Below are 18,608 nucleotides of genomic sequence, written 5' to 3'. Positions count from 1 at the left end.
TAGTTGGAAACTGTAGAAGACAGCTCTTCACCTGTATTGTATTGACGAGATACCCTACCGAGTGGGTTAAATCGGATTAGTTGGAAACCTGTTTGGTTTAGGTACCCATCCTCTTCCACCCTACCGATTGGGTTAAATCTCAGATCTTGCACCATTTGCAATTAGCCATTTGACCCCTCCCCCAACCCCTCCATGAATAAAATCTCAAGAGTAGGAGAGGGTTAGGAAGAGGTGGGAAGGGGGCTGGGAGGCTCTTGTTTTTCGACGTGTTGAGAATGGTGCAAGTTATGAAAGGAGTTTTAACTCTTGCCGGGTTCGCCGATGCAGGGAATGAGCTTAATGCTTTTCAACTCTAATTCGACACTTCCGCCATTTCAATTACGCGCCCTTCCACATCCTTCACCAAAAAATTCAGCGGCTTTTGCTCCCGAACTTTATACTTAAGGCGTCGCATTTGCACTCGCATCAATACCTGTTCGAGACAGTCATGATCAAAACAGACATGACGGTGGCGATTTTTTTGACCGTAGCTTGCTCCGGAAATGACGTGTAACTGCGTATCCTTTTTGAGCTGATACCACAAACCCTCAGTACCTTGTAGCTGAGTAGCACTTGCGGTTCCGGTGCCGGCAGACATATAAAGGGGGTCGATGCCTGTGGCTCCTAAGGTTTGCTCGTAGTTGTAGTAATAATGTAACGGCACCTCTGCCGCTGATAATTCCAGCAAGCCTTCATAGAACTGCCGCGCCACCTCTAAATCCGACACCATCATGGTGTAGACTTTTGGAGCGCTAGTTAAAAACATCCACATGGCAACGGCGTAAGCAGCGAGCAGCATTACCATGATCCCCTGCGTGGAAAACAGGCTATCCAGAGAGGGTATAAAAGCGCCAGGTGCCAGGATGGACGGAAGTAGTAAGGAAATAGTATCCACTGATAAAATCATGAACTAACAAAGCGTGCTGAGATGATTTTAACCTTGATGAATTCGTTGTCGAAGTTACAGTTGACACTCCCACGTCTAAAATCGCGTGAGATTCTTCCTTCACTCAGCGAGCTTAGTATATTGATTTTCATCAAGACACAAGAGGCTCATCTGTCCAGAAGCGTTTATCCAGTAGTCCTGGAATGTTCCCGTATGCCCTACGGTACGAAGTGCTGCTTTGACAATTTTGATAGCAGCGTTAATGTCTCTATGTTAATGTCTCTATATCGCTTTCCTGTAAGATTATTACCATCAGACCTGTCCATAGATGGTACTAATTCTAGCTAAGTTCAACAATCACCTGGCTGGAGAACATCTGATCACCTTGATGTGTCACTCACTCGTTGGTTGCCTGTAACCTCGCTGTCAGGAAAACACTAAATCGCCTCTTTACCAGAGGAAGACCGTGTAACTATAGGGGGAGGCATCTGCTCTAATTGTCCTGATTTGAGCTGTTATTAAGATACCCGTGCATATTCCGCATTTTTCAGAATCCAATCATCCCTTCGTCAAATCGCTGTTTCATTACAGCGATCGCGAACTGCTCACTTTATTTCAGCGCCATCCAGAGCAGGGTAAGTATTTCACGGCAATTTTCTGCCGCTATAGTCCGATTGTCTATACCTTAGTTCGGCATTCGGCACGATCGCCCGTACAAGCAGATTACTTATTTGCCATGACTTGGCGTCATATGTTCTACGAACTGCGGGGACTGGATTTGCGCGAAGATCAAACAACTGAGTCGAGTTCTTTCCAAAATTGGCTGATCAATATGACTGCTGTCTGCATCAACCAGGCAGAGTTGCCGTCAGTCGAGTCTATTCACTACGATCTAAAAGCAGCCCCTCCCCCCTTGTGGTGTTACCTAGAACAGGCACTAGACAAACTTCGACCGGGGGTGAGGTTGATGACAGTTATGGCTCAGACATTCCACTGGAGCGAAACCCGGATTGCAGCTTACCTGCAAGCGGAGGGAGAACCGATTTCACCCGCCCAAGTGAGAACCCAGCTTCAGCAAGGATATCAAATCTTAGAAGCTGACTTACCCGAAGATATTCGGGTTATCTACTTGAGGGCACAAGTAACGCCGCCAGTGTCAGAGTCGCAGCCAGACGCTGTACCCATTTAGATGGATTGAACCATTGATGAAAAAAGGGTATCTATCGGTAGGGGTGATGCCCCTGAGTGTAATCGCCTTGCTTCCAGCTTTAGTACTACTGCCCAGTCCGAGGGCATTGAGTCAACCTGCCTTACCCGGAACTGAACCGCCGGCATTACAAGAACAACTACAAGTCCCCTTAAATAACGATCTTCAAGGGGAAGCCAGAAATGAAGCAGATTTACTGCTGCGACTGGGCGGACAGGCGCAGCGCAAGGGGAATTTGGAGAAAGCGATCGCTTATTGGCAGCAAGCCCGCGACCTTTATCACCAAATTGGTGACTTTGAGGGACTCGGTTTAACTTACGATTACTTAGGTCTGACCTATGCCAACCTAGGGCGCTACCCACAAGCAGAAGAAGCCCTGCGTCGTCGTTTAGGGGTTGCCCGTTACCTGAGAGATTTTCAAGGGCAGGTTTACGGCTTAAATAACTTAGGAACCCTCTTGCTGCAAAGCGGGAATTTAGAAGCAGGGCAGGAAAGTTTTGCAGAAGCCTTAGAAATCGCCCGTTCTGTAGGGAATCGGCAAGGGGAAGGACTCACCTTAAGCAACCTAGGTTTAGTCGCAGCCGAGGCGGGCGATTATCTGGAGGCAATTAAGCGCTACGAAGCGGCTATAACCTTGCGGCGTCGCTTGGGCGATCCCCTCGGAGAAGCGAATACACGCAATAACTTAGGAGACGCCTACTTAGTACTGAATCAGTACCAGGATGCGATCGGTTCCTATCGATACACCCTGCAACTGGCTGAGGATAGCCGCGATATTCCCAATCAGTTCCGCGCCCTGCGGGGTTTGGCAAAGTCATACAGTGTAGTAGGACCCGATTTACTAGCATTACGATACCTCGACCGACACTTAGCTTTAGCTCAGGAACAGGAAAACCGCCGCGAAGAATTACTCTCACTACGGATGTACGCGCTGTTTTATCAATCTCAAGGTGACTTAGCGAACACTCGGCTTTTTTATGAAAAAGCGATCGCACTGGCGAATGCCTTGGGAGATACCCAGACTGAAGCCCTATTGCGCAACGAACTCGCTCAAATCCTTTACAGCCGAGGCAATTGATTGTTTAGGGAAAAGGGGACTGTCTTTTCCCTAGAATTTGTACAGGAAGGGCTTCCGGTACGCTCACTACCGAGGAACCCATCTTAGTCTTAGTAAGAAGTTATTGATAAGATTCAAATAAATAACTCCCCAGGCCGGATTCGAACCAGCGACCAATCGGTTAACAGCCGACCGCTCTACCACTGAGCTACTGAGGATTGTGAAATCAACCTTCGTCACGATTACTTATCATACCGACAAGAGACACTTTTTGACAACCACTTTGAAAAAATTTAGTAAAAATACGGTAGGCAAGCCATTGCCAATCTTAGTATGAAGGGGAAAGCTTTGCTAGTTGTCCCCTTTTGTCTTCTCGAATTCCATGCTGACACATCACCGTTTGCCTGTTTGCCTTTCTCTGGTGTCTACCGACCTACCGCTTTGGTTCACCCTTGAGACTGCCGCTACAATCTATCAGAAAGACCAAGAGCGGTTTCACCTGCTCTTAAAGGAACCTGCCATTCAAGGGTTAGAACCAGAACCATCCATTGCTGGTGATACCAATCCCCTCAAGCGCGACAATCACCGCCTTCTGTGGCTGGAAATCTCACCCTACCGAGTCAACATGACAATGCAGGGCAAGGGTAATGTAGGATATCGCCACCTTTGGGAGAAAGGAGTTTACGGCATCAGTCGCTACTGGATACAATCCGAGCCGTTTAATGGGCATAAGTCTATACAGTTGCGGAATTACACCCGGATGCTCAAGCTAGAAGGTCGCCCCTTTCCCGAACGCTTAGAACTGGAGTATGAACTCTGGTCAGAAAAGCTTCATTTGGGTCACTACGTCTTGACTCTACAAATCCATCATCAAGGATTTCCGCAAGACGACTAGACTAGCGTGGCAGAAATAACCTATAGATGAATGGCACTGACTTAAGGGGAAAATTGGTGGGCTGGACTACCAATTTACAAGGGTTCCACGCTCTGACTTGGGCTTATTTCAGTGCCATTCTACTTTAGTCAAGCTTTTGTTCCGGTACTTTGAACCAGAGCGGGGTTGTATCCTCATGGATGGGACTGATATTCGCCGTCTCGATATTACTGGGTATCGTCAGCGTTTAGCGATCGTTCACCAAGAAGTTGATGTCTTTAACGGTACACTACTGGATAACCTCACCTATGGCAATCCCCAAATTAGCTTTGAGAAAGTGCAAGAAGCCTGTCGTATTGCCAGAGTAGATGAGGTGATTGAGCAACTACCTCAGGGCTACTCTACTATTGTTGGCGAACGAGGGGTGCGACTATCGGGTGGACAGCGACAGCGCTTGGGAATTGCCAGAGCACTATTGGTAGAACCCGATGTTCTGGTTTTTGATGAGGCAACATCTAGCCTGGATTATGAATCTGAGCGCTCGATTCAGTTAGCAATGCGGAGTATCCAAGGCACCTGTACGACAATTATCATTGCTCACCGACTGAGTACGGTACGCGACGCGGATAAAATTGTGGTTCTCGACCAAGGTCGGATTGTAGAAGTGGGTAGCCACCAAGAATTGCTCCACCACGAAGGGATTTACTGGCGTCTGCACTCGCTTCAAGAAACGGGTGAGTTGCTGTAACCTTGGTAATGGGTAGTTCGTTTTCTCTTACCTGAAGCAAACCCATTACCCCAATGAAAAACGCTGTAGTTTAGGCATATCCAAGCTGTCCAGTCTGAGCCAAATCACGCATTAGGGAGAGTTTGGAACGAAGGTAACAGCTCACTCTTTCGGCTTCTTCGCCATTGAGCAAACAACGATTGCCCAGTTGCTGCGTCAAGCAGTCAACTAATTGAGAGTCATCAAGTGTCATTAAGGTCGTGGTGTGAGTGGCTCCTATCAAAGACCAAAGTTGATGTAAGGTTGAGGGATTCATAGCTATCAGCATAAGTTTATTTCCCGCTCGCTAATTTTAACAATCTTTTTAGATTGTCTAGGTTGAGTATAAGCCGAATTATTCCTCGTGATCCCATCGCTTCACAAAAAGCTAAAAAAATTGTTAAACTTTAGGGGGGAGTTCACAATTTTTAGCTACAGAAAGAGCGACGGGGAAGCCATTGCTTCTGTTCCGTCGCTCAGTCATGTCAACTAAATGTGCAGCAGCTTACAACTCAAGCCGCACTTGCTGTTGCTCTGAGTACAGACTCTTCGTGTTCCACCACAAACACGTTCGCGTAAAGATTTGCAACGATTTGTTTTCCCTCTAGGGTCAACTGCAAATAACGCAAGGAGTCTTTAATGTAAGGGTACACCCCATTCCAGTAAAACTTGGAATAGTTTTGGCGCAAATCTCCGGGATGGGTATAGCCCAAGGCTTTGTTCACACCAGTTTCTTCAAACTCATAGTACAAGGCACTAATCTTCTTTAAGTATCTTGGGTCACTAAGCTGACCGATTAGATCGGCAGCTCTCACCAAACCCGGACAGTGCTTTGTGTCTAGATGGTCTTGATCGCTTGGCACAGGGAAGCGAGTCAGTTCGATATTACGCTTAATTTCTTCGGCATCAATCAGCAAGTTACCGCCAAAGCGTTCCTCGACGAACAGTTTTCCTCGGTCTACATGGTGAGGAGTTAAGGATGCATCCGTCGCCCCCGGTGGCAAACTTACCCTCGCACCGTCTACACCCGTAGCGTACAATCCTTCAAACAGGCGGTCTTCTCGGCAGACTCCTTTGATATAACCAATGTCATGGCACAGTAGGGAAATGATGGTATGCATCCAGTCTTCACAAGAAATACCGCCTTCACGAATGTGCTTGCCTCGCAAAATTTCCTGTCCCACTAGGGTGACTAAAATCGTATGCTCGACATTATGGTAGAGGGCATCACTGTTGGCAATGTTTTCTAAAGCCATACCACCCGCCCAACCAAGAATTTCGGAGTACTCAGACTTCCAACCACCATAGGTGCGGCGGTAGCCTTCCTGAATCTTTTGAACAAAGTGGTCGATTAGGATTTGGGTTGCGTCAAACATAGAACGTTCTCTCAATAGAAGTCATCAGGGAATGGAAATTTATAGAGCAGTCATCGGCTCTATTCTCGAGATAAAAATAAGTGAAATCGGTGTCAAAAATTCCTCATTTATCAATCCTTAGGAGTATTAAGCTTAATCTGACAATGACTATAGCCTTGAAAACTGGACTCAATATTTCTAATGTAATAAAAATACAGGAATAAGGTGTGATGAAACTTTTTTGAGAACCGTGACAGTTAAAGGTCAGCCCTGTGAGTGAGATCACTCCTTTTAAACCAGCCTCAAATCCGACTAGGGCGCGGATTGGTAAACCTATGCCTAGCCTGGTGACAGGCAGGAGGAGTTGTGGTTAGGAAAAAACCGGGACGAGCAACTGCCCTTACCGACTCCCAAAAACTTCATCTTCAATGCCGTGCCACCACTCACCCAAATTCATTAAATCTTGGTGAATCCCAGCTAGTTCCTGCTCGTAGGCATCTGGAGATAGGGTGGTTCTACGCTCTTGCAGTTTCTGTAAACGCAGTTGTACTAACAACCAAGGCTTAGAAATTCCGTTTTTCGCTTCAATGTACTTAGCTAAATCTTGACTATCCATGAATCCTCATTGCTTCGGTGCAAAAAATAGAACCCCATCTGATTCTTGGAATCAGACGGGGTCAGTCCTTAGGCAGAACGTAGGGGGAGTTTAGTGCCGTTTTTCACTTGGGCTTTCTCAAGCAGCAGCCATTTGCTGATTAACAAAGTCCCAGTTGATCAGGTTGTTGATAAAGGCATCAACGAAGTCGGGGCGTCTGTTCTGATAATCGAGGTAGTAGGCGTGCTCCCAAACATCGCAGGTTAGTAAAGGAGTCATACCTAGGGCAATGGGGTTGACGGCATTGGGGCTATTAACCACTTTGAGCGTACCCTTATCGAGGGCAAGCCAAGCCCAACCACTACCAAACTGCGAGGTAGCCGCTTTTTTGAACTCTTCTTTGAATTTCTCGTATCCGCCCAAGTCCGACTTGATCTTGTCAGCTACGGCACCTGTGGGAGTACCACCACCGCTGGATTTCATAGAATTCCAGAAAAATGTGTGGTTCCATGCCTGTGCTGCATTATTGAACAAACCGCTCTTGGAGGAGTCATTGTAGGTAGCCTTGATAACTTCCTCAATAGACTTGTCTCCCATTCCGGCTTTGGGTGCCATCTCGTTGAAGTTACCCACGTACTTAGCATGATGCTTGTCGTGATGGAACTCTAGAGTCTTAGCCGAGATATAAGGATCTAGTGCATCGTAGGCATAAGGTAAATTGGGAAGTTCGTAGCTCATTCTGTTCTATCCTCTCAAAATACTGTTTTCTAGCTTAAAACGAACTTAGACTTTAAACGTACGCCTGTGGTTAGGTATCATAATATCAAGATTTGTTAAATTGGTGCTACAAAAATTAAGTAGGGCTGGGATTCAAGAGAGGTTATCAATTGAGCCTATATGACTACGGCTAAATCTGGAGAGCGTCCTTGACAAATGCGATCGCTTCATCTGGACTACTTGCCCAAAAAATACTGTCTTGTGACAGACTCCCGAAAAACGGCTGACTCTCTTGATGGTCAGTCAATAAAACCACCCTCTTGCCATTTTTCAAAGCGAGAGCTACTTCTGAAGCAGTTCCCATGCCCATCCCACAGGCAATCACCACATCACTCGAAAGAACATTGATCGTATTTCGCCCACTCCCCATCCCCGTAATGATCGCAATATCCACTGCATCAGAGAGATTGCTGGTATTACTACTCGGCAAAATACCCAACGTTAATCCCCCCGCCGCTTTTGCTCCTTGGTTAGCGGCATCCATCACTCCAGCATTTCTGCCACCAGTCAGTAGCACCCACCCCTGCCGAGCAATATGCTGTCCCAGTTGGTAAGCGCGTTTTCTATCCGTGGCAGTGGCACCTTCACCCGGTCCCATCACGCCCACAACAATTTTCCTCATTAGTCCGGTAAAGTCGATTCAAGCTCCTCACTGGCTGTCAAACACGACACAATAATTTGATTGAATTCCTCAGGAACTTCCTCGCCTGCCTGCATTGTTTGACCGAGTTGGATGAACTCACCAAGGGTGTAAATCTGTTGCATTGTCTCAATGGTGCAGGCACAGAACGATTCTAGTTCTTGACCTGCATCGCTGACGCAGTTTTCCATGTAAATCTCTACCACCTCCGGGGGATAACCAGTGGTTGGTTCTTGGGAGATGATATCAACGTCTTGGGAACTTACTTTGGGGGCGCTCACAAGTGCTAGTAAGCAGGCACCGATAATTGAGAGGGGGTACGAATGTATTTTCATTTTTCTTCTAGTCACAGATGAGCGCTTTTGAGTTAGTTTAACAGTCGTTTGAGCTACCGTGCATCTGGCATTGCTGTCTAAAAAATAGAACCCGCAATCATGCCAAAGAGTAAAACAAAGCCAATCCAGACATTTTGGCGGAAAACTTCACCATAAACGGGTTTGGGGATATCAGGTTGGCGCAGTCGGGTATAGTGCCAAATCCAGCCGAGAGTCGCAATGCTCAACGTAATCCAAAAGCTGAAGTGTAACTCCATCACTAGCCCCAACCGTACTAAAAGACCAGCAGTAGCGGCAAAGAAGATACCAACGGCTTCCGGAGCCCGATCGCCAAAAAACAAAGCGCTAGAACGCACCCCAATCTTGATATCATCTTCGCGGTCTGACATGGCATAAACCGTGTCAAAACCCAACGTCCAAAGGACTGTTGCGCCCCACAGCAGCCAAGTAGCTGGTTCCAGGTTAGCCGTTACAGCACTCCAACTGATGAGAACAGCAAACCCCCACGCGATCGCCAGTACCAATTGCGGTATAGGAAACACCCGTTTGGCTGAGGGGTATAAAATAATCACCGGTACTGCCGCCACACAAAGCCAGAAAGTGAAAGCATTAAGATAGAGAGCTAATATCCCAGCGCAACCCATAGCGATCGCGGCAACAACGATACCGACTCGGATTGAGAGGGCGCGAGATGCGAGGGGACGAGTGCGAGTTCGTTCAACTTGCGGATCAATATCCCGATCCCATAAATCGTTGATCGCGCAACCGGCAGCACTCGTTGCTAGGGTTCCTAAAACGATCGCACCAATGAGGGGAATAGGAGGGGTGCCGCGAGCAGCTAAAAAGACTGCCCATAAAGCCGGAACCATCAAAATCAGGCGTCCGGCTGGCTTATCCCATCGCAAAAGATGCAGGATAGCAAGCCAAGTGGGTACAGAATTGGGTTGTTGCTGGATTAACATAGTGCAAGCCTCTTATTCAATCGAGTAATAGCAGCTCCTGCTGAGTTTCCGGAGCAATATTCACGTGAGCCAGGAAATCCCCATAGGAGATGCTGCCTATTTACGATATCGTTGTCGATAGGGTGCGGGCTAGGGTTGTAATCCTGGATACAACGTGATGAGTAATTTCACTGCCAAAAAGAGTTTTGCGAATATGTCTAGTGTTGCTGTAGAGCAAGACCGTATTCTTGCTGCGATTGATATTGGTACGAACTCCATTCATATGGTGGTAGTGCAGATTGACCCAGTGCTACCTGCCTATACTATTATTGCCAGAGAGAAAGATACAGTACGCTTGGGCGAACGCGATCCGAAAACTGGCAGTTTGACCCCCGAAGCCATGGATCGAGCGATCGCAGCCCTACAACGCTGCCAGGAACTGGCAAAAAGCCTCAATGCCGAACAAATTGTTGCCGTAGCAACCAGCGCCGTGCGGGAAGCCCCGAATGGACGAGCATTTTTGCAGCGGGTTGATTCAGAATTAGGCTTATTTGTCAACCTCATTTCCGGTCAAGAAGAAGCGCGGCGAATCTACTTGGGCGTTTTGTCGGGAATGGAATTTAACAACCAGCCTCATATCATTATCGATATCGGCGGGGGGTCAACCGAATTAATCTTGGGAGATAGTCACGCTGCCCGTTCTCTCAACAGCACTAAGATAGGAGCCGTTCGCCTTACCAATGAGTTCATTACTACTGACCCCATTGACGAGAACGAGTTTCAATACCTGCAAGCCTACATCCGGGGGATGTTAGAGCGACCGGTTGAGAATATTTTAGCTCACTTGGAACCGAAGGAAGAGCCTTGTTTAGTTGGCTCCTCTGGCACCATTGAAACCCTGATCAGCGTTTATGCCAGAGAAAAGCTGGGTGTTGCACCAAATCTCCTGAATGGCTATCAACTGAGTCGCAAAGATCTTAAAGCGATGGTCAAGCGCCTAGCATCCATTAGTTGCGCGGAACGGGCGACAATTCCGGGACTCTCAGAGAGGCGAGCCGAAATTATTGTCGCGGGTGCCGTTATTTTACTGGAGGCAATGACACTGCTGGGGATGGAGTCTCTCACGGTAAGCGAACGGGCATTGCGAGAGGGTGTTATCGTTGACTGGATGCTTGCCCAAGGCTTGATTGAAGACCGCCTGCGCTTCCAAGGGGAAGTTCGCAAGCGCAGCGTTTTGAAGGTTGCTCAGAAGTATCAGGTCGATGTGGACTCTAGCGATCGCATCGCGAACTTTGCTCTGTCACTATTTAACCAAACCAAAGGATATCTTCACAACTGGGGCGCAGAAGAACGAGAACTGCTTTGGGCAGCAGCGATTTTGCACAACTGCGGCATTTATGTGAATCATTCGGCTCACCACAAGCATTCCTATTACCTAATTTGCAATGGTGAACTGTTGGGATTTACGGAAGCGGAAATTGAAACCATCGCTAACTTAGCCCGCTACCACCGTAAGAGTACTCCGAAGAAAAAACACGAGAACTACAAAAATTTACCCAGTAAAAAACATCGGCAAATCGTGAATCAGCTTAGTGCTATCTTGCGATTGGCAGTTGCTCTAGACCGACGACAAATTGGTGCTATTTCTCAGGTACGCTGCCACTATTATCCAGAGGTAAAAGAACTCTACTTGCATTTAATTCCCACCCATCCTAATGATGACTGCGCCTTGGAACTCTGGAGTTTGGATTACAAAAAAGGCGTATTTGAAGAAGAATATGATGTCAAATTAGTGGCAAAGTTGGAACCAGCAGTGGCAACAGTGAGTTAGATTTCGATCGCTCCTTTACCGGAGAGCTTGCCGCATGACACTACTCACCCAATCAACTAAGAAGGTGAGGATCACTAAGCATCCGAGGCTGGTTAGTACCCCTTGAGAATCAAAACTACTGAGTTGTTCGTTGAGCAAACGCCCTAAACCCCCAGCCCCCACCAAACCCACAATCACCGTTTCTCGCATACAGACTTCCCAACGGTAGAGGATATACGCCAGGAAGCGGGGCAGAGTCATGGGTAGCACCCCATAGAGAAACACTAAGGCAGCCGGGGCTCCTTGGGCTTTGAGGGCTTGCAAAGGCGGCTGGGGGAGGTTTTCGGTGACTTCTGCCATCAGTCGCCCTAAAATGCCGAGATTGTGTAAACCGAGAGCGATCGCTCCCGGTAAGATACCGGGAAATAAAATAAACAGAACCACTAATGCCCAAATGGGTGCGGGAATAGCACGACAGAACAGTAAAACAATTCGTGTCGCGAGAAAACTTAGCCACGCCCCCATCGAGTTGCTTTTATCCTGAAAACTGGGATTGAGCAACCCACCCGGCAGAAAAAAGTTATAAGCCGCCGGAAATGATAATAAGATACCACCGATACCCGCTAAAGCGATCGCTAAAACGGACATCGATAGAGTTTGCATCGACAATATCAGTAATTTCGGGAATTGTTCCCCGCTAATATCCGGTGGAATGGATACCTGAACGGCATCAACGAGTAATGTCCAGGTGCGAGGCGACCAAAGTTTAGAAACGTCTGGGTGAACGTACCAGAAGCAAAAAGGAATCAGCAGCAAAACTGCTACACTCACGAAACTGACTAGAGTATCTCTTTTATAGACTTGTGATTTAAGTGGGGATGTAGGACGAGAAGGCAAACCTAACCCATCTTCCCCGCTAGGAGAGTTTAATCGAACTGTATTGGATGATTTCCGCGCATTTAAGTCTAACCGACTGGTGCACCCCAAGCGATCGCGCAACCCAGCACTCCCAAAATCTACAATACCGTTTAAGATGATTAGGGCGTAGAAAAATGTCCAGAGTTGCTGATAGCGCAGGGATTGCAGACTGAGCAGAATTTCATAGCCCAAACCTCCTGCACCGATAATTCCCAGTACTGCTGCTGAACGAATTGAACATTCAAAGCGGTAGAACGTATAGGAAAGTAGATTTAAAAACGCTTGGGGAATTAGGGTGTAGAGAAATGCAGTTAGTGGTGCAACGCCACTATTGAGCAACGCGATTAGGGGTTGGCGAGGTGTTTCGTCGAGAATCTCTGAAAATACTTTAGCAACCACTGCACCGAAGGGAATAGCGATCGCTAAAATTGCCACTAACGGATCAAGTCCCCAAATATTGACAAAAAACAATCCCCAAAGCAGTTCGTGAATTGCCCTAGGAACTGCCAGCGCTGTTCGTAATCCTAACTGAATTCCAGAGGGTTGATAACGGAAGTGACGGGGAAATACGGCTAACCACCACACCTCAGAGGTTAATACTCCTCCCACAATACCGAGTAAGACGCTGAGAAACGTACCACAAACCGCATAGGCTAGGGTTGTGAGGGTAGCATCCAGCGTCAGGCGCAGAAATTCAGGACTTAAATCTGGCTGTATACTGGCTTTGAGAAAACGCCAAAGTAGGGGAAATCCGCCAGGATTAACTATATCTTGCTGAAAGATTCCGGCTTGGTAGAGGGAGAGGCTTATTGCTGCTAAAAATATTAGTCCCCATCCTGTTTGCTGATTCAGTAGGGGGGGACGAGATAAGCGGTGATGCTTCACACTACCTAAAATTCATATCTAATAAGGTTCTATTTTCAAGAGAACAAATGCAACTGTTTGAATTTTGCTTTAACAATTAAATCATCTGCTTTTAGGTTTTTGGCAGGGGTTATTTTGCCATTTCTCAAAATATTTATTTCTCCTTCACTGACTTCTTCATTTATCATTTTAATATAATCATCCAGGGTAGCAGGATTCATTTGCATGGTTGAATTATGAAGTTCAATCAAAGGAATACCATCAGGCATTTCATAAATTATTGGCATTAAAGATTTGCGTAAATTATCCCTGCATTTAATTTTATTTTCTTGAACTATGTCAATAACACTTAAATTATTTTCATAATAATCGGGTGTTCTAAATCCAAGACCATAAATATCATATTCAAACTGGTAAACTAAGTCTAAGGTATTATTGTTCCATAAAGTATATTTGATTTCTCTTTGAGCTGGTGGATTACTAGCTAAATGCATCAAGTAATATTTGGGTTGAGTTCTATTAGGCATTAATGCAAATGCATATATATATGGAACTTGACCTCTTTCTCTGAACAATCTATAGGTCTCGTCTCTTATATATTTTTGTTTTGCAAATCCATCCAAACAGCTAGAAAAATTATAGTAACCTTCAGTTTCTAAAATGTTGTTATAAATATTACCATATAGATTATTTCTTTCGTATAAATGTCGTATAATATCCTCAATCATATAGGTATAAATAATTTCAGATTTACCCAGACTAATAATAGAACGAATACTTTGCATCGATACATCAGAATAGCCAAAAGGATCTAAGAAGAAAAATGATGAACCCTTCCGCTTTCTAGTTTCATCAATATACCGATTAATACAATTCTCAAATTCACCGACAATAAATTCACAAATATCTAAGTTATGCAAATAATCTTCTAATCCCACTTTGGCTATCTGGTTTTTCAGACAGGCAATATGTTCTTCGTTGCTATCAATAAATATAAATTTTTCATTAATTTCATAATTTGGTTTTGACTTTTCAGTCCTGATTATGTTTAAAGCTTTTTGAAGAGTTTTGATCATGATTAAAGGAGAGCCTTCGCATAATTGATCATTATTATCTGGATCGCGATACATACCCCCACCACAAAAACCATCAACAAAAGTTAAAGTTTTTCTTTTGCCTCTATTGTTTCCGCAAAGAGTAACTAAATATCTCTCTAGATAATCAGCCAAGATTCGATGTTTAGCTTTTGTATGCGGCTTAATTTTAGGTAAATAACTTCCGTCACCACTCCAGAATGTTTCGTTTTTATTCATTTTAACCTTCTTCTCAATTTAATTAAATTATTGATGTATTATGTTAGTATAGCTCTGCCATTTTCATTTATATAATAGCCTTATATTTTTGAAATAGTTACTGCCTTAACCCTTTCGCTCATAATCGGAGGATTCCACCTTATGTCTAAAACTCAAGGAACAGAAAAAATTGTTAATCCCCTGCAAGAGAGTGCGCTCAATAAAAAAGGTTTATGTGACTATGTAATTAATGTAGCATCTGGTTGTTTACATGGATGTACTTTCTGCTATGTGCCATCAACTCCAGCAATTAGGACTAGGCAAATCAGCCTACGCAATCAAGGAGTGCGCGATCCTCAAATGGATTGGGGTGAATATCTGTTTGTCCGAGAGGAGATACCTGAAAAACTAGAACAAATCCTCAGTCGAAAAAAAAGTTGGCGTAATACACGAGCAGGAAAGGGTGTTACTCTACTCTGCTCTGGAACCGACCCTTACCAGAATCATAAGACAGCAAAAGTAACTCGCAAAACCGTTGAAGTCTTATTAAATCATAACAAACGAGTTAGAATCCTCACTCGTGGCTTGTTATGGGTGAAAGATATTGACATTCTGCAAAATCCAAATGTCACTGTAGGAATGAGCCTGCCAAATTTAAGTGATGAGCAAAGCCACAAGATAGAACCACAAGCTCCTCCTCCTTCTGAACGCTATAAAGCTCTTGTAAAGGGATACAAAGCAGGATGCCGATTGTACATAGCAGCAGCTCCTACTCCTCCCAATATGGAATTTGAAGATTTCAAAATACATTTAGGAAAGTTAATGGAGCTTGAGCCAGAGGTTATTTTTTGGGAACCCATCAATGCTCGTGGAACTAATGGAAAGCGAATGCTGGCGGCAGGAGTGGAATTCATTGGTTCGGTTATGAATAAAAAAACCTGGGCAGAATATTTTCTCAGGCAGTGGGAAGCCATTGAAAAAGCAGCCGAACACATCGATTGTAAGGAGCGTCTTCATATTTGGCCAGATCGAGGACTTAAGGAATATGTTGAGGATGTAAGATTACTTGAATCTTGGTGGTATAGACCAACAGTTGAAAAATGGGAAGCTGCATCCCCAACCCTGATGAGTAGTGATTCTTTAAACTCATCACCTGAAACTTCATCCGTGATAGGTTCAACACTAGATCAACAAATTAGTAGTGAAGTTGTGAAAGTATGACGCGCTGATCATGCAACAGTTTAACTAATCAACCCATTACGCGATCTAAAAGTGAATCTTGTCCAAGGGTTTGATAAATCGCTTCCTCCACAACCACTCGATACTTCGGACGCAAGTGGGGATTTAAGGAAATAGCGTGAAGCGAAGCTATCCCGAAGGGAATCGCACTAATCAATCGATAATGTACGTTCGACCATGAGCTAGGATGCTCTAAATAAGGGTCTATTCCTGGAAATGGAGAGGGCATGGTTGCATCTCCAAAATGCTCGTGTATTTGCAGTTTAGCATCATGGCTTGGAATCTAACCCTGCCTGCAATTTCAATATCCCAATCTATACAACTCCTCAATCCGCTCCTCAGACACCTCCACGGCTGGCAGATCAAACAAAATCTTCCCCTCACGCAACCCAACAATTCGCTGACAGTGACTGCAAGCAAACTCAATTGAATGAAGGCTTGTCACCAACGTTTTCCCCCCTTTTTCACTCATGCTTTCCAGCAAATCCATCACCTCCCGACTCAACTGAGGATCTAAACTTGAAATCGGTTCATCCGCCAGAATTACCAAAGGATTTTGTACCAGCACCCGCGCTAAAGCAACCCGCTGCTGCTGTCCCCCCGAAAGCCAATCTGTGCGAGTGTAAAGCTTCTCCGGAATACCCACCTGAGTTAATGCTTGACGCGCCGTTTCTACCTCCAATGGATAAACCAGTGATACCGCCGCTTTAAAAAATGACCAACGCCCCAAATGTCCGGCATTAACATTATGAATCACCCGCAAATTATCAACTAAATGCAATTGTTGATACACCGTACCCATTTGCCCTTGGATTTGGCGCAACTTGCGAGATGGCAAACGCGATAAATTCCGTCCCAACGCCCAAACTTCCCCGTGAGTCGGTTGCAATGTTCCATTTAACAAACGCAGCAAAGTACTTTTTCCCGCACCACTTGACCCCACTAACGCCACTCGTTCACCCGGATAAATTTGCAAGTTAATATCAACCAGCGCCGGAAAAGAACTAAACTGCTGATTAACCCCTTTTAGCTCAAAAATTGGGTCATTGCTCATTAGTCATTAGTAAAACATCCGTTATATCCGTTATCAAATCCGTTGCCACATTAGCTTTTTGCAAAGGACAAACGAAAAAACTCATTTTATTTTACCAATTTTCCGACCCACTTCCTCAATTTGAGTGTAATTTTCATTTTTAGTTGGAATAAACTTATCAGCCCCAAATAATTCTAAAATCTCCTGATGCTCTGGATTTTTAGGGTCAAGCTTAAGCAGTGCGGCTTGCACTTTTTCTGAAAAATCCTCCCCATATTGCTCTTTCACCTCTGGATTGATAACCCAGTGATAATCGTAATAGGTGGGAGTTTCCCAAATCACCTGAACCTTATCCAGATCCACTTCCCCCTCTTCAACTCGACTTTTCCAAACCTGAGAATTTAACGCCCCCGCTTCGTAAGTACCTGCTTCTACCAATTGAAGTGTGGCATCATGGGACTGAGAAAAACCCACTTCTCCCTTGAAATCCTCTGGCATTACTCCCGCTTTTTCTAGAAAATACTGAGGCATTAAGCGCCCAGAGGTAGAGGATTCACTCCCAAAAGTAAAAGTATGTCCTTTTAATTTTTGTAAACCATCACTATCGGTTATAGAGTTTATCCCACTATTTTTATTAGCAATAAATACACTAGTAAACTCTGAATCAATATCCCGTTGAGCGATCGCCTCTGCCCCTTCAACCTGCAATCTCGCCTGTACCCCCGTCAAACCGCCAAACCACACCAAATCCAAATCTCCCACCCGGAACGCCGTCACTGCTGCCGTGTAGTCAGTTACGGGCTTATACTCTACAGGCACACCCAACTCAGCTTCCAAATAATCCGCTAACTTCGTGTAAAGTCGTTGCAACTTTTCCGGATCTTGATCTGGAATCGCGCCCGTAACCAAAGGTTCCATCGTCTTTGTATCACCAGAGGATGAAGCTGACTCCGATGAGGGTGAACAAGCCACAATTGGCGATAGCAGTAGAACCAGCAACCCTGATACCCAAATTTTTTTAAATGCAAACATTGTTCAAAACGTATCAATCTTTAACACAACCTTAAAGCAAAAAGGTTAAACTCTATCCCTCTTGCAAACATCAAACTTGTTATCTTACACTAAGCTGCTCTTGAATTCCTCTTCCCCCAAAACCTCAGCGCCCCTCTGCGTTAAAAAAACAATCTCCCCCATCTCACCTTCCCTATAATCTAAAATCAAAACATAACCATCGCTACCAGGGATGCATTCAAATCATATTGCAGCTCTTAACCCATGAGCTAATATAGAAACCTGCCGATTCTGAGCCTCCGCCTTCCCGCCTATCCCCGTAGCAAACTCTCTCATTAATGAAGCCCCTCTACTGCCCTCACGGACATGAGAATCCTCCTAGCAATCACTTTTGCAGCCACTGCGGTGAAAAGCTAGAGTCTCCAATCAATCAAGACCTCCACTCAGGGATAACCCTCGGTGATCGCTATCGGATAGTCCGGGAGCTAGGACACGGTGGCTTCGGACGCACCTATCTGGCAGAAGACCTCAACCGCTTCAACGAACCTTGTGTTTTAAAAGAATTTGCACCGCAAGTTCAAGGCACCTACGCCCTCCAAAAAGCCGAAGAACTCTTCGAGCGGGAAGCAGGCATTCTCTACAAACTAGAACACCCACAAATTCCTCAGTTCCGCGAACTGCTGCGAGTCAAACAGGAAAACGAAGGACGCCTATTCCTAATCCAAGAGTTTGTAGCCGGACAAACCTACTACGCCTTACTTGAGGCTCGTAAAAGTCAGGGACTACGGTTTAACGAGACAGAAGTCACTCAGTTGTTGCGTCAAATTCTACCGATTTTGAGGTATATCCACTCCTTGGGAGTCATTCATCGGGATATCTCCCCTGATAATTTGATGATGCGCAGTACCGACGGATTGCCCGTCCTGATTGACTTTGGTGGTGTTAAACAAGTGGCAGCAACCGTGGCAT

At 45.4% G+C, this 18,608-nt stretch carries 19 protein-coding genes, 1 tRNA gene and 1 pseudogene; 7 read left to right on the top strand and 14 right to left on the bottom strand.

Translation table 11 applies throughout. The annotated features are described in order from the left end of the window. Nucleotides 1-352: 352 nt before the first annotated feature. Nucleotides 353-946: a glyoxalase-like domain protein gene (locus tag IQ257_RS16250; protein ID WP_193873992.1), complete on the bottom strand. Its 594-nt coding sequence runs from the start codon at nt 944-946 to the stop codon at nt 353-355. Nucleotides 947-1,454: 508 nt separating this feature from the next. On the opposite strand from IQ257_RS16250, the gene IQ257_RS16245 reads away from it, so the two are divergent. After that, a complete protein-coding gene (locus IQ257_RS16245) occupies nt 1,455-2,114 on the top strand; it encodes an RNA polymerase sigma factor (RefSeq protein ID WP_193873991.1) in 660 nt (219 codons plus the stop codon). Nucleotides 2,115-2,130: 16 nt separating this feature from the next. Continuing rightward, nucleotides 2,131-3,210, top strand: coding sequence for a tetratricopeptide repeat protein (locus tag IQ257_RS16240; protein ID WP_193873990.1), 1,080 nt, complete (start codon nt 2,131-2,133; stop codon nt 3,208-3,210). A 125-nt stretch (nt 3,211-3,335) separates the two neighbouring features. Here the strand turns inward: IQ257_RS16240 and IQ257_RS16235 are convergent. Further along, nucleotides 3,336-3,407: transfer RNA gene (locus IQ257_RS16235), tRNA-Asn, on the bottom strand. Nucleotides 3,408-3,571: 164 nt separating this feature from the next. Between IQ257_RS16235 and IQ257_RS16230 the strand changes: the two genes are divergently transcribed. Beyond that, a complete protein-coding gene (locus IQ257_RS16230) occupies nt 3,572-4,084 on the top strand; it encodes a hypothetical protein (RefSeq protein ID WP_193873989.1) in 513 nt (170 codons plus the stop codon). 118 nt (nt 4,085-4,202) lie between these two features. Continuing rightward, nucleotides 4,203-4,811 (top strand): annotated as a pseudogene (locus IQ257_RS16225) (ABC transporter ATP-binding protein); the annotation flags it as partial. Nucleotides 4,812-4,881: 70 nt separating this feature from the next. Here IQ257_RS16225 and IQ257_RS16220 read toward each other — a convergent pair. From IQ257_RS16220 to IQ257_RS16190, 7 genes are all read right to left on the bottom strand, one after another. Continuing rightward, a complete protein-coding gene (locus tag IQ257_RS16220) occupies nt 4,882-5,118 on the bottom strand; it encodes a hypothetical protein (protein ID WP_228060764.1) in 237 nt (78 codons plus the stop codon). 223 nt (nt 5,119-5,341) lie between these two features. Then, on the bottom strand, nt 5,342-6,205 hold the full coding sequence (locus tag IQ257_RS16215) for an Npun_R2479 family HD domain-containing metalloprotein (protein ID WP_193873987.1): 864 nt from the start codon (nt 6,203-6,205) through the stop codon (nt 5,342-5,344). Between the two features lie 379 nt (nt 6,206-6,584). Continuing rightward, nucleotides 6,585-6,800 (bottom strand): hypothetical protein, encoded by a 216-nt coding sequence (locus tag IQ257_RS16210; protein WP_193873986.1) that lies wholly within the window; start codon nt 6,798-6,800, stop codon nt 6,585-6,587. A 117-nt stretch (nt 6,801-6,917) separates the two neighbouring features. Continuing rightward, complete coding sequence (locus IQ257_RS16205; protein ID WP_193873985.1) at nt 6,918-7,517, bottom strand: superoxide dismutase; 600 nt, start codon at nt 7,515-7,517, stop codon at nt 6,918-6,920. Between the two features lie 169 nt (nt 7,518-7,686). Beyond that, the gene (locus IQ257_RS16200; protein WP_193873984.1) at nt 7,687-8,178 is read right to left on the bottom strand and encodes a TIGR00725 family protein; all 492 of its coding nucleotides are present in this window, start codon (nt 8,176-8,178) and stop codon (nt 7,687-7,689) included. After that, complete coding sequence (locus tag IQ257_RS16195; RefSeq protein WP_193873983.1) at nt 8,178-8,531, bottom strand: hypothetical protein; 354 nt, start codon at nt 8,529-8,531, stop codon at nt 8,178-8,180. The genes IQ257_RS16200 and IQ257_RS16195 overlap by 1 nt, the downstream gene beginning before the upstream one ends. 77 nt (nt 8,532-8,608) lie before the next feature. Further along, nucleotides 8,609-9,493, bottom strand: coding sequence for a 4-hydroxybenzoate solanesyltransferase (locus IQ257_RS16190; protein ID WP_193873982.1), 885 nt, complete (start codon nt 9,491-9,493; stop codon nt 8,609-8,611). A gap of 157 nt (nt 9,494-9,650) precedes the next feature. On the opposite strand from IQ257_RS16190, the gene IQ257_RS16185 reads away from it, so the two are divergent. Further along, on the top strand, nt 9,651-11,303 hold the full coding sequence (locus IQ257_RS16185; RefSeq protein ID WP_193873981.1) for a Ppx/GppA phosphatase family protein: 1,653 nt from the start codon (nt 9,651-9,653) through the stop codon (nt 11,301-11,303). Nucleotides 11,304-11,318: 15 nt separating this feature from the next. Here IQ257_RS16185 and IQ257_RS16180 read toward each other — a convergent pair whose 3' ends face one another. After that, complete coding sequence (locus IQ257_RS16180) at nt 11,319-13,085, bottom strand: PhnE/PtxC family ABC transporter permease (RefSeq protein WP_193873980.1); 1,767 nt, start codon at nt 13,083-13,085, stop codon at nt 11,319-11,321. Nucleotides 13,086-13,120: 35 nt separating this feature from the next. Continuing rightward, complete coding sequence (locus tag IQ257_RS16175) at nt 13,121-14,377, bottom strand: three-Cys-motif partner protein TcmP (RefSeq protein WP_193873979.1); 1,257 nt, start codon at nt 14,375-14,377, stop codon at nt 13,121-13,123. Between the two features lie 141 nt (nt 14,378-14,518). Between IQ257_RS16175 and IQ257_RS16170 the strand changes: the two genes are divergently transcribed. Further along, entirely contained in the window at nt 14,519-15,577 is a 1,059-nt protein-coding gene (locus IQ257_RS16170; protein WP_228060763.1) for an SPL family radical SAM protein, read from the top strand. Nucleotides 15,578-15,605: 28 nt separating this feature from the next. On the opposite strand, the gene IQ257_RS16165 is transcribed toward IQ257_RS16170, so the two are convergent. The 3 genes from IQ257_RS16165 to IQ257_RS16155 form a co-directional block, all read right to left on the bottom strand. Continuing rightward, the gene (locus tag IQ257_RS16165) at nt 15,606-15,824 is read right to left on the bottom strand and encodes a DUF4058 family protein (protein ID WP_322744361.1); all 219 of its coding nucleotides are present in this window, start codon (nt 15,822-15,824) and stop codon (nt 15,606-15,608) included. A gap of 72 nt (nt 15,825-15,896) precedes the next feature. Next, entirely contained in the window at nt 15,897-16,649 is a 753-nt protein-coding gene (locus IQ257_RS16160) for a phosphonate ABC transporter ATP-binding protein (RefSeq protein WP_193873978.1), read from the bottom strand. 81 nt (nt 16,650-16,730) lie between these two features. Next, nucleotides 16,731-17,660, bottom strand: a complete 930-nt coding sequence (locus IQ257_RS16155) for a putative selenate ABC transporter substrate-binding protein (protein WP_193873977.1) — start codon at nt 17,658-17,660, stop codon at nt 16,731-16,733. A gap of 317 nt (nt 17,661-17,977) precedes the next feature. Between IQ257_RS16155 and IQ257_RS16150 the strand changes: the two genes are divergently transcribed. Beyond that, the coding region (locus tag IQ257_RS16150) for an inactive serine/threonine-protein kinase VRK3 (protein WP_193933115.1) at nt 17,978-18,608 on the top strand (631 nt) is incomplete at its 3' end.

Source organism: Coleofasciculus sp. LEGE 07092 (assembly GCF_015207375.1).
Taxonomy (GTDB): domain Bacteria; phylum Cyanobacteriota; class Cyanobacteriia; order Cyanobacteriales; family Coleofasciculaceae; genus LEGE-07092.
Note: the sequence above shows the minus strand (reverse complement) of the source record. Positions and strands in the feature narration are given on the sequence as shown.